We start from the raw sequence: 12,152 nt of genomic DNA, 5'->3' as shown, positions 1-12,152 counted from the left end.
CTGAAGGTTAAAGCAGCTCCAAAGCTTTCAATAATGCATGCTCGCTTGATTCTGCTCCTTCTTTCGAATAATGGGCGTTCGGGAACATTGGCGATAAATGATGATACCCCGGGTACACATGCAGCTCTACTAAGACGCCGTCGAAGGCCAATTGTTTTGTAAACAGCAGAGCTTCATCAATAAATAAATCAACGGTACCTATATTGATATAGGTCGGCGGCAATCCCGCCAATGATTTTGCACGTGCAGGCACGTAATACTCACTTACCTCTTCTTGACCAGGTTCATGACCTAATACCGATTTCCAGCCAAAATAATTGCTTCGGTTGTTCCAAATAAACTCGCCCGCATAGGGATGATCCGGCGCTGCACTCGTACGGTCATCCAGCATTGGTCTTATAAGCCGCAGATGCTGAATATCGAATTCCTTCTGATCACGGATGTATAAGGCTACGCCAGCCGCTAATCCGGCACCAGCGCTGCTGCCTGCAAGGGCGACCTTCTGCTTATCGATTCCTAATTCCTCTGCATGTTCGATACACCATTTCAGTCCTGAATAGCAGTCCTGCAGCTGACTAGGCTGAACATGCTCCGGCGCTAGGCGATAATAGACCGATACGCAACAAAAACCATGCTGGACCGCAAGCGCTGCATTGCTCATACGTTCGCCGACCGGACTTCCCATGACCATTCCGCCGCCGTGAATCGAATAATAAAGAGGCATTTTATCATACTTGGACTGCTTAGGCTTAATGATTTCTATTCGAATAGCAGGACCGCCAAAATAGCTGGGTACAGCCTTTTCTTCAAAGGTAACCGGAAACTTCTCCGTTATATCGATTTGCGGCATCATCTTTGATTGATTTTCGCGTGATTCAATTAACTTGGAATAGGTAAGATCGGTTGTAGGTATTAAATCGACTGCACTCATAATTTCCGGATCAATCAGATGTCTGCTTCTGCTTTGCTGATCACTCATCGTTATCGTTTCCTCACTCTCATGTTGAATCCACCTTCATTATTTGCATGTTCCCGTTTGTTTTATTCCAGGGGCGATCGCGTCACAAGTCCGCCTCCGTCACACTTCTATCTTAAATCATTCAATATCCCCCTAATAGGATAAAGATGACTTAGAATCATAATTGACATAAAAAACACTGATGAAAAAAGCTCACCAGTGTCGTTCCTTACTTTTTATGCGAATAAACAATTCTTTTGATGGTGTCAGCCGAAAGGAAATATGCCCGGGCCAATTCTTCGATACTATTACTATGATTTAGAAAGGCATTTCGAATAGCGGTATTCCGTTGATCGAGCAACCGTCTCCCGCCGCTCAAGCTGCCCCAATCTTTATATTCCGTTTGCTGCTTAGGGATGTAAAGGGTCTCCCCTTGAATATATTTCTGGATTTCCATGATTAGCTCTTCCGGTAAAACCTTTGATGCATTCGTATATTTCAATTTTGCCCGCTCCCTTATTTTGAACATTTAAAAATAAGGTGCAAAGCCAAACGATTAGGAAAGCTTGTTTGTTCGTTCAGCGCTATAGTAGAACGTTTCGCCCCATGCAAAGTATAGCTTTTCTAATAATAGGCTTTGCATGAGTGGAAGAAGTACCAGACAATCTTGAGAGATTCTCCATCAGTAAGCACCCCCTTTTTGATTATCAAATTATATCATAATTCCGGACGAAGGATTGTGAAGGAGGCTTAATTCACAACAAAAAAACAACTGACCGAAATCAGTTGTTTTCATGCTCGAACCTATTAGCTTCTTATTACTTGTTGTTTAATTGAATACCTTGCAAAGTCGCTTCCAGCCCCCACCTGAACCGTTCCTGAAGTTCCGTTCCTTCGGAGAACATTTGCTCATTCAGACTGCGAATGAAAGGGAAACGAATAGGGTCTGCATTTTTAAACGTTTCTTTGATATCTAACGGTTGCATCGTCCCATTCTTCCTCCAGGTATGCTTCTCGAAAGCTATCGAAGTCACATACAGCAGCAGCAGATCTACTCCCCAAGCTGCAGATTTCGGGCTGACTCCGCCCTCATGCAAGGCAGCTAGAATGTATTCGATTAACTCCATATACTTGTCGCCTCGCGGAATCGTGGAAAATGAAATTTCCGCAAGACCCGGGTTCTCGATCAATAGAAGGAAATACGAGTTCAACGCTCCGAATAATCGATCCTTCCATGAGCCTTCCCCGGAATCCGGCAGTACCAGTTCACCTAACCCGGAATCCAATACATATGAATTTAATTCTTCCAAATTATTAACGTAAACGTACAACGAAGATGGCCCTGTATCTAAAGCTTTGGCCACTTTGCGCATGCTCATGCCTGCCAAGCCTTGTTCCTTCAGTAATTCATAGGCGGTTCTCACGATAAGTTCACGGCTTAGAGGATCTTTGGCCGGACGGTCCCGACGACTAACGATAACCCGATTTGTATTGTTCATATTCTCTTTATAATATAGCGCAGTGAGAAATTCAACATCTTTATTGCTGAGCGAATTGCTCATAAATCGTATTCATCATCTCAGCAAGCTTGGCAGCGGCATCATCTCCGAAGGTGAGCTGCAAGCTATCATCGGATTCCCTGGCCTTCTCAGCGGAAAACTGATACATTACTTCTTCATATTCACCAATCGCTTTGCCAAAATCATCAGTATTCCGGGCAAGAGCAAGCGCTAGTTTCAAGGCATCAAACATGGCCATATTGACACCCTCTCCCGCGAAAGGCGACATGACGTGAGCCGCATCCCCAATTAGCGTAACACCAGGATTACGATCCCATTTGAAGCCGATAGGAAGCATGTAAATACGTCTTGGCAGGATGGCATCCTCGGCGAAACGAATATAATCTTTAAGCTGCTCATCCCAATCCTGGAAAATCTCCAGCAGTTGCTCCTTGGCTTCTTGGGGCTGATCGAATGAGATCCCGCTTGTCTCCAGCCAGCTTCTTTCCGCCTTAAAGCTGGCATATACTTTAATTCGTCCATCTCCATTGAGCTGGCCAAGAATGCCTTTATTGTCATCTAGTGCAAACATTTTGCCGCGTTTGTTGAAGGCTGCCAATTCAGGATGCTTTTCCGCTGCATCCAGTATGTTTAACTCAAGCATAGTGAGACCTGAATACTCGACATCGATATCCGTCAGCAACGGACGCACTCGAGAAAAGGCGCCATCTGCGCCAATCAATAGATGAGCCGTTTCGACAGCACCATTGTCAAAGTGAAGCTCGGTCATGCCATTTTCCAGCGAAACTGCCTTTTCAAGCTTATACCCGTACTTGATTGTACCAGGGTTGATCGCCTGCAGCAGCAGATCGCATAGAACACCCCGGTCAATCTCTGGACGTCCGCCTGTTTGTGCTGCTTCCAGCTGTTCTGGTTGCGGTTCTTCATCAATATAAATCTTTCCGGTTTTATCGACGATACGGAAATCCTCTTCCTCATAGCGGGCTAGAGCTTGGAACTCCTCATACAACCCTGCTTCTTTAAGCGCTTTTTGGCCGGATTCCTCATGAATATCCAACGTACCGCCTCTTGTATGGCTCTGGTCTTGCTGTTCCCGTTCATAAATAACGGTTGGAATCCCGTAACGCTGCAGAAGCAAAGCCAATGTCAATCCGCCTGGTCCAGCTCCGATAATCGCAATTCGTTTTTGTTCTTGAGCTCTTGTTGTCATAGAAATGCATCTCCTTCATCCATGTAATTTGTTTTTCTGAACACCGTTCTTTAAGAACACTGTTCGTTAATGATAAAAATAAATCGCATACTTCTTCTAATTGACGATCTGTCAGGAAAGCTTTTTGGAAGAAGACTGTGATTTTTTCAAAAACAGACTAAGCACCAAAGCAATGACCGCAAAGGATAACGTGATCCAGAACGTATGACCGAAAGATTGTCCCAATTGCTCAGCGGTATGATTTTCAGGCAAATTCCGAAGTTGATGAGTCAGGTACGCGGCTGTAATCGTTACACCGAATGAAGACATGATCTGCTGCGCTGAGGTCGTAATCGGTGTCACCCGGTGTACAAGCTCGATCGGAGCGGATTTCAGCACATGCGTATTAATCTGCATCATCGTTAAACCTTGACCAAGCCCGACAAAAGCGAAGCTGCACATGATATAAAATGCGCTCGTGCTGGCCGTAATATGCGTTAAGGCGAACAGTGCGCCTGTTAAAGATAAAATACCGATGAGTGCAACCGGACGAACGCCATATCGGTCGAAAAGTTTGCCCCCAACATTAATCCCGATCGTAGATAGGATCGCCTGGGGAATCACGTATAGCCCAGCCTCCAACGGCGAAAGCCCTTTCACCTGCTGTAAATAAAGGATGAACAACAGTATGCTTCCAAACAGAGCAATTTGGTTCATCCAAGCTAAAATGATGCCATGTGTAAAGGCTTTGGAGCGGAATACCCTGAGCTCAAGAAGCGGATGCTTTTGCTTGAGCTCATTCCAGATGAACAGCAGCAAAGCAACAATGCCTAGAGCCAAAGATCCCAGTGTCCATTCGTCCATCCAGCCCTTCTCACCGGCTTGGTGAACGGTGAAAACTAATGAAGCAAAAGCGATGGGTGCCAATATTGCACCTGGAACATCAAGCTTCATTCCTTTGCTTGGCTTGGAGGCTGGCAGGAAGCGCCACGCCATTGCAAAGGCGAGAATGCCTACTGGAAAGTTAATGAGAAATATCCAGTGCCAATTAATAAATTCAATCAGCCAGCCCGACAGGATCGGACCAAGAATTGGCGCCAGCAGCATCGGAATGCCGAGAATCCCCATCACGGAACCGCGTTTGTCGGGAGGCGAAGCCTTGAATACCATCGCAATACCGATAGGAGCAACCATTCCGCCGCCTAGGGCTTGCAGTATACGAAAAATAATCATTTGCTCCGGCGTCTGCGACAGCGCACAAAGCATAGATGCAATAACGAACAATACAATGCTTACGAGAAACATGCGCTTCGCTGAGAATCGTTCCGAAAACCATCCTGCAAGCGGTATGACCGCTGAAAGTGCCAAGGTGTAAGCCGTAATCACCCATTGAATCGTACCCAGATCAGAATGAAAGGTATCCACTAATTTGGGAACTGCGACATTCATAATGGTGCTATCCAAAATAATTAAGAACATACCCGTAGCCACGGCCAGAAGGATCGGCATAATCTTTTTCAGCGAAAACTCAGATGGAGCGTTTTGAGCTTGCATACTCAAACGACAAGACCTCTTTTCTTTATAAGTATCTGCATGAACCTGCATGAACGAAAAGCTTAGCTAAATTTGCGAGGGTACTTCGCCACTCGGGTGTATGCTTGTGCGTCGAACGAACCAGATTCGCTTTATTACGAACCTTCCTTCGCTAATCCAGCCTTTGCAGTACTTGCCTGCTATTGGAGCGAAGCTATCTTCGCTCTTCGTGAACCTTGCTTCTCCAATAGCGAAAATCGCTTCGCTGTCGGCGTGCAGCTATTTGTAAATCCATCGCCGAACGAAGTTAGCTTCGCTATTTTGCGAAGTTGGTTCGTTATCTCTATTGCGGATTATCGGCCTCCTTCATATTCACATTCATAACTTCTACCTCTCATTTATATCACAACGAACACCGTTCGTAAAGAACTATGTTCGTTGTGTTGTTTGAAAATATTCGGATTGGATCAACTATAGGTAATTTGAATAACCACTTATGGCGCAAATAAGGATCAGTGGATGCTGCCAGGCGGTTATGTTGAAGAAGGGGAAACCATTGAAGAAGCAGCAGTAAGAGAAGTGAAAGAGGAAGCAGGTGTGGAGTCGATACCTAAAAGGCTTCTTGGCGTTAGATCAGGTGTGAGACAAGCTCAAACCGGACTGGAGCAAAGCGTATATTTTATATTTGAAATGGAACTCGTATCAGAAACAATAGGATCAGTTGACGCAGAGGTTTCAGCCGTTCAATTTAGACCAATTGAGGAAGTTCTTCTTGACCCTATGGTGGTAAGTCTCACAAAAGAAGTGTTGTTAAACTATAAAAACAGCTCTTCTGCAGCTGGATTGTCGAAGGTTAATAAAGCCATCGAAACTAATAATAAATACATGAAATACGACCTGTATTTGAAATAAATTAAATGTTCTTTTCTGATGCGCTATTTATTATTGTTTAAGGTAATTGTGCAGATATGTAGTTGATTCTATAATTATCAAGTATTCGTTTGTCATATGAAATTGCATATTGTTTATTCTCTTCTACCAGTTTTGAAATATCGATTGGTACTTTTATTGTTCTTACTCTATCACCTAAATTTTTTATAGTTATTTCATTTTTACTTACTTTCTGAATTATAACGACTTCCATTGTTGAAGAACGAAAAGAATTCCAGAACATAAATAATGCAACAATTATCAAGAGAACGATCACACATCTTTTATATGCATTTATCATTAGACGCTCCTTTAAATATTTGATTTCATTGTGAGTCTTTTCGAGGATTTCTTATAACCCGCGAATTAGTGCCGTTCATCGGCAGAATCGAGACTAGAAGGCGTGGAGAGCTCGGTGCCCAACGAGTTTACCGGCCGGACCGGTTTCCTATCCGTAACAATGGTTTCGCCTGTTGATGGATTTCGAGACAAGACAGCATCAGGGCTTGCTTGCTTCAATTGCTTCAACACATCTTCCCCAACAGCTGCTTTAGGATCAAAATCAGGATCCGCTCCCGAAGTATTCGTGATAGCCGTCTCTCCCTGATTAAATGCTGTCAATCCGGAATTATTTATATTTGAACTTAAAGCCGTCGCTCCCCCCACGTTCATAATTGACAATAAGGCTAACGAGACAGAAAACCTTCTAAACCAACCCTTCATTTGTAATCCCCTCCTTTCATGCTATTTCAGTTGACGTGATCATAACCGCTATTGTTGCAATTGAACGAATTTCTAATATCAACAATGCCCGGCAAAATAACAACAGCTCTAGTCCATATACAAATTCAAGCCAATATAGGAAGCAGTTCTTCCAATGATTTTACAATATAGTCTGGAGAACAGTTTGACGGTAATGGTTTATGGTTTCGATTAATCCATGCTACCTTAATACCAGCCTGTTGCGCGCCTGACACATCACTTATAAGGGAATCTCCAACGTGCAGCACCTCTGCAGGATTTAAACCATGTTCCATTAGAGCTCTCTGGAACATCTCAGGCCTTGGCTTATATGATCTGACATCCTCACTTGTAATAATGTTCTGGAATGATAATCCGTTATGTTTAATTGCAGCCTGAATGTCCTTCCGATCAATATTGGATAGGATGATTGGCGAGTTTTAACTTTCGTTAAAAATAACTTTGCATCATCAAAGAGCTGTGCTGTTTGCCAGTGGCCATATAAAATTTCGCAAAGCTCTATTGGAGTAACGGATGATCTATAGAAGGCTGCTGTATCCTCCAATGAGGACAGTTCGAGCTGCCGTTGCGTTTTGAAGTTTTCTCCATAAGAAGATTGGAATTTTCGCGAAAAAGATTGCCACCAGTATTTCCCGATATCTTTTGTGGTCGTTTGGTTTACTGCTGATTCCAATATTCGCTGGCATATTTCCTCAATATAAACTTCATCTTCATGCACGATTGTGCCATAAAAATCAAGAAATACCGCTTTGAACTTCAATTTAACCATGCTCTCCCACATCCTTTATTACGTTATTGTTTTAATACTTTAATATAATAACGCGATAACGGAAATTTGTACACATAATTTCCCATTCGATATCCACTTTGTCCTGCTTATCTTCGTAAAAAAAAACGGTTTCCCCTCTCATGGGGAAACCGCCTTTTTGTAGCATCATCATTCATTTCTACAACTGCAACGCTCTTAGTATAATGACAGCCGCTTCAGCACGAGTTGTGCTGCCTAGAGGCTTCACAGTGCCGTCAGTATAGCCGCTAACAATTCCCTTCTCAGTCGCTGCCGCAAGCGCTGCTCTAGCCCATTGCGATACTTTGGAGCTATCCTTGAAGGTCAAGCTCTTGTCTGCTGCTGCAATACCTGCTGCGCGCACGACGATTTCCGCGACTTGCTCACGCGTAATCCACTCATCCGGGCCAAAAGCAGTTTCGCTATAACCGTTCACTATGCCAAGCGATGCAGCCGTCGCGATGGCGTCTTTTGCCCAATGCGTTTTCGTATCAGCAAACTCTTTGCCTGATGCTTTGCCCTGCAAATTAAAGGATTTAGTGATAATAGTAACGAACTCCGCTCTAGTAATCTTGTTATCCGGCTTGAATGTATCATTCGGATAGCCTGTAATGGCACCAAGCGCTACCAATTCATTAATGCCTGACTCCGCCCAGTGCCCTTTCGTATCGGTAAAATTCGCGGTTGGCTGAGGATTCGGATCTTGTTTGTCCGACGTCAGAATGGCGAATTTCGTGAAATGGGTTACCGTTCCAGACACTTTTCCGTTAACCTGATCCACTTGCACATTGTCCAAAGAGATCCATTGCTTCGTCTCTTCGTTGAACCAGTACAAGCCCACAATCACTTTCGCTAAATTCACCTTAGACTTATCGAAATTCAGCGTAATCGTAACAGGTTTAACAAAGTTGCCTGCCTTATTTTTAACAATCTCATAAACGTCACCCAGCAATTTCAGCTTGCCATCGGCAAACAAGCCGGAGGTGTTGCTTACCTTAGTGACTGTAATCTCGAAACCTGCATCAAGGGCACCCGCCGGCACTTGAATGCCCGCTCCGTTCAAGGACAAGTAACCACCCGCCGACGGAATGTTCCCGGAATTAGCCGGTTTTGACGATGGTGCTGGCGTCGACGATGGCGTCGGTGTTGACGATGGCGTCGGCGTTGGTGTCGACGTCGGTGTCGACGTCGGTGTTGGCGTCGGTGTCGACGTCGGTGTTGGCGTCGGTGTCGACGTCGGTGTTGGCGTCGGTGTCGACGACGGTGTCGACGTTGGTGTTGGCGTCGGTGTCGACGATGGCGTTGGTGTTGGCGTCGACGATAAAGCTCTGTTCACCTTCACCACATAAGTTTTCGTAGAGCCATTGCGCGCTGTTACGATAAACGGAATGTCATTCTGTCCTTCGGACAGTTGGAATGATTCACTCGTTCCGCTTGTGTAAGGATTGCCTTTCGCTGTAACAGTCGCTTTAGCATCGCTTGCCACCGCCGTAATCGCAATAGTATCAACCGTCTGTTCAACGGATACCGTGTAGTTGGATACAGCCGGATCGAAGTTCGGATTCAACGAGCCCGTATCGATAGACAAAGCATCTAGCGTCGTTACATCGATCAGCTTGCCAGCCAGCATATCGCTCTTAACGAGTGCAAAATCGGCTACAATCTGATGCGAGTAGTCCTCAGCGGAATTCAGAATAAAGTTCTCCAGATCACTCCATACTGGAATGATATCCGTCACAAAACGATCTTCAAACTTATAATTCAACTGGTCAGACACTTGGTTCAATCGTGATCCGGCATAAGCGTATGACTTAGCAGCATCGATCAAATATTGCTCCAATTCCGTTTTGTTTTTGAACGGCTTATCGGTGTAATCTCCCTTGAACGGCGATACTTCCCGGATCAGGAATGAAGCATTCAGCGCTTCCAATACACCCAGGTAAGAATCAACATCGACCGAGGTTTTCAGATAGGCATCCTTCGACACGTTAGCATCTCTGGTCTGTGCCTTCACATCAAGTAAAATATCGTCCGTATTCGCAACACTTGAACCTTCAATCAATACATTGAATCGCATTACACCAATGCTGCCAATACCTTGATGAATACGGCGTACGATATCTTTAATTGTAAAATATTGATTGAACTGCTCATCGCTAAGATTCGGAAACTGACCTCTTACCTGAGCTTTGTAAGCTTCCCAGCCAGCCTTCAGCGAGGCGGTCTCTGCCTCTGTAGCGAGCTCAAACTTATCCGAATTTTTAGCAATATCCAGTTTTCCGTTCAGCGCCCGTTTGCCTAACAATTTTTGCAGCGCCTCGGCATAAGTCCCTTTGGATACACCGTCCATCATACTCTTCGTATAAGGCGTCACATTGTTTTTCGTCAGCTTCGTTGCTTTCTTGCTGTTGTCGTTGTGAATCTCGATCAGTGTATCCTTATACGTCTCTAGGAAGGTTCGGGATACATCCCGGAAGTCAGCGTCCTGCAGACTCGCAATACCAGAGCTGTCTTTTTCATATTTGGCGACATAAATACTCGTTACAAAACGAAGCAAGTCTTCATAGAAGCTTCCGATACCCGCGGAGTCCACGTCATTGAGACTGAACACCATTTCACCTGTGCTGTCGTTAAAAGACCCTACATTCTGGATATGGGCATCGCCTTGTGTATAAGCGAGAATATCCTTGTCTTTCCACCCGTCAATCAATGACTCTGGAGAAGGGATGAGCTTGCTCGCAAGATCGGATTTAAACATAGAATTCGTGCCGCGCAGAAACGTGTATTCATTCGCCCCCATTGCGCTGCTTCCGTACTTATACTCTTTCGTAACGGCATCATTGAAGTTTTTATTGTCCGCGATAATGCTTTGCTCTACAGCTTGCTTCCGTGCTTCATCAGTAAGAAGCGGCGGGCTGTACCGAAGCAAATTGACCGCAATCGGCCCGGAAGCCAGGAAGCCGCTATCCTGAACAGCGCTTGGGTTCAACACGATCGTCAGCGGCACCGCATTCATGACCGCAGAAGTGGAAGTGCCGGAGATGGAGACTGTGATGGAATTGTCACTGCTGTTCCCCTCTGCCTCGATATTCCAATTTCCTGCAGGCAATCCCGTAACAATATAAGAAGCAGCATCAAGCTTGCCATTCACAGCCGTTCCAGCTGTTAAGTTCAGCTTCATTACAGCGTTCAAAGCTTTCGTGCTGCTCATACGGATCGTAGACGATGACGCGTCTGGAGCGGCAGCAATAAGATTAGACGGTGTGTATTTGATCAAGCTTACCGTATTTGTCTTCTGGTAAACAGCAGCCGGTCCAGATGGCGCATTGGGTTGATCCCATGCCCCCGGATTAATAGTGATCGTCAGATTGGCATCGGCGTCCACGTTCTGGGAGCTTTGTCCAGCTATCGTAATCGCAATATCTGACCCATTGGCATTTGCCGTCGCAGACAATCCTGCGGGCAGACCGTTCACAATGAAATCGCCCGCTGCCCATGCTCCTTGCTTCGCAAGGCCATTAAAGGCAGTCAATTGGATCGTATTATTAGCAGGATCTACAGTAGAGCCCGTGTTCATCCGAATGCTCTGACTTTCTCCCAAAATAACGTAAGCTACAGAGTGGCTGGAATTATGAGGAGTTCCCGTGTTTACTTTCTCGAAATCCTTGCCGTTGTTTTTCGTATCCCAGTTGTGCCCGCGATTCGGGGCTGCTAATGCCGTTGTGTTCTTGGCAGGGTCGAGCGGGTCAAATACGAGACGCTGCATCGTATTCGACTTGCCGGCCTGCTTGGCCGGGGTGCCCCAATAGGCATCTACTACAGGATCATAACCGACAAAGTCAACGACATTGCCTTTTAACGCATCATCCACAGGATTATTAAGGGTAAGAGGGTCGGTCGTATTAAGCAATGCCAGCTTGCCGCTGTTATTGCCTAATTTAAAGGAACCTGCCGCATCAGATGCGGGCAGACTTCTCTGAACGATACCGTTGCTTCCCAAGGCTACCAAGTAATAGCCGTAAGCCGGAATGCTGTCCGTAGGCGTACCAAGAGCCGCAACTTTCCAGGTACTTTGCCCATTATCGGCATATTGAATCGACCAGCCGTTTAGCGAGATTGGAACCGCAGTCGGATTGAATAATTCAACAAAGTCATTGTCGTAAAGGTCAGCCGTATCATTCAGTTTCCCGCCGTAAAACTGGCTGATGACTACATTTTTGGCTAAATTGTCGGTGTTAGCTGGAATTGCCGCAGCGGCATAACTGGTCCCTGCAAACTGCCAAAGTAATTGAACGAACATCGCTGTCGCTAGAAATGCTGCCACCCAGCGCTGATTGGACTTTTTCAAATGGATAAACCCCTCTCCCATATACATTCAACTCATTCTAGCAACGAAATGTCATAGGGGGGTTAAGCGCAAGTCATGCTAACATTAAAATTGATTAAATTTGCCACAGGCATACTCCTCAATAT

The 12,152-nt window shown here is 45.3% G+C and carries 12 protein-coding genes; 2 read left to right on the top strand and 10 right to left on the bottom strand.

Annotated features, from left to right (window positions below):
* Window positions 1-7: 7 nt before the first annotated feature.
* From IEX98_RS01465 to IEX98_RS01445, 5 genes are all read right to left on the bottom strand, one after another.
* The gene (locus tag IEX98_RS01465; protein WP_188887162.1) at window positions 8-979 is read right to left on the bottom strand and encodes an alpha/beta hydrolase; all 972 of its coding nucleotides are present in this window, start codon (window positions 977-979) and stop codon (window positions 8-10) included.
* 208 nt (window positions 980-1,187) lie between these two features.
* Entirely contained in the window at window positions 1,188-1,460 is a 273-nt protein-coding gene (locus IEX98_RS01460) for a CD3324 family protein (protein WP_188887161.1), read from the bottom strand.
* A gap of 316 nt (window positions 1,461-1,776) precedes the next feature.
* Window positions 1,777-2,457 carry a TetR/AcrR family transcriptional regulator gene (locus IEX98_RS01455; RefSeq protein ID WP_188887160.1) on the bottom strand — a complete coding sequence of 227 codons (681 nt, stop codon included), beginning with the start codon at window positions 2,455-2,457 and terminating at the stop codon, window positions 1,777-1,779.
* Between the two features lie 40 nt (window positions 2,458-2,497).
* Window positions 2,498-3,688, bottom strand: a complete 1,191-nt coding sequence (locus IEX98_RS01450) for an FAD-dependent oxidoreductase (protein ID WP_188887159.1) — start codon at window positions 3,686-3,688, stop codon at window positions 2,498-2,500.
* Between the two features lie 111 nt (window positions 3,689-3,799).
* Window positions 3,800-5,221 (bottom strand): MDR family MFS transporter, encoded by a 1,422-nt coding sequence (locus IEX98_RS01445; RefSeq protein WP_188887925.1) that lies wholly within the window; start codon window positions 5,219-5,221, stop codon window positions 3,800-3,802.
* Window positions 5,222-5,327: 106 nt separating this feature from the next.
* Here IEX98_RS01445 and IEX98_RS01440 point away from each other — a divergent pair, with 106 nt between their 5' ends.
* Window positions 5,328-5,489, top strand: coding sequence for a hypothetical protein (locus IEX98_RS01440; RefSeq protein ID WP_188887158.1), 162 nt, complete (start codon window positions 5,328-5,330; stop codon window positions 5,487-5,489).
* 230 nt (window positions 5,490-5,719) lie between these two features.
* Window positions 5,720-6,112 carry an NUDIX domain-containing protein gene (locus tag IEX98_RS01435; protein WP_188887157.1) on the top strand — a complete coding sequence of 131 codons (393 nt, stop codon included), beginning with the start codon at window positions 5,720-5,722 and terminating at the stop codon, window positions 6,110-6,112.
* 37 nt (window positions 6,113-6,149) lie between these two features.
* Here the strand turns inward: IEX98_RS01435 and IEX98_RS01430 are convergent, their stop codons facing one another.
* The 5 genes from IEX98_RS01430 to IEX98_RS01415 form a co-directional block, all read right to left on the bottom strand.
* Complete coding sequence (locus tag IEX98_RS01430; RefSeq protein WP_188887156.1) at window positions 6,150-6,431, bottom strand: hypothetical protein; 282 nt, start codon at window positions 6,429-6,431, stop codon at window positions 6,150-6,152.
* Window positions 6,432-6,496: 65 nt separating this feature from the next.
* Window positions 6,497-6,853 carry a hypothetical protein gene (locus IEX98_RS01425; RefSeq protein ID WP_188887155.1) on the bottom strand — a complete coding sequence of 119 codons (357 nt, stop codon included), beginning with the start codon at window positions 6,851-6,853 and terminating at the stop codon, window positions 6,497-6,499.
* A gap of 125 nt (window positions 6,854-6,978) precedes the next feature.
* Window positions 6,979-7,260 (bottom strand): HAD family hydrolase, encoded by a 282-nt coding sequence (locus IEX98_RS29015; protein WP_229691985.1) that lies wholly within the window; start codon window positions 7,258-7,260, stop codon window positions 6,979-6,981.
* On the bottom strand, window positions 7,167-7,661 hold the full coding sequence (locus IEX98_RS01420) for a hypothetical protein (RefSeq protein WP_229691931.1): 495 nt from the start codon (window positions 7,659-7,661) through the stop codon (window positions 7,167-7,169). Before IEX98_RS01420 ends, IEX98_RS29015 begins: the two co-directional genes overlap by 94 nt.
* A 178-nt stretch (window positions 7,662-7,839) precedes the next feature.
* A complete protein-coding gene (locus IEX98_RS01415; protein WP_188887154.1) occupies window positions 7,840-12,027 on the bottom strand; it encodes an S-layer homology domain-containing protein in 4,188 nt (1,395 codons plus the stop codon).
* Window positions 12,028-12,152: the final 125 nt, after the last annotated feature.

The sequence above is a fragment of the Paenibacillus radicis (ex Gao et al. 2016) genome (genome assembly GCF_014641555.1).
GTDB classification, from domain to species: Bacteria; Bacillota; Bacilli; order Paenibacillales; family Paenibacillaceae; genus Pristimantibacillus; species Pristimantibacillus radicis.
The sequence above is the reverse complement of the archived record's forward strand: the minus strand, read 5'-3'. Positions and strand labels throughout refer to the sequence as shown.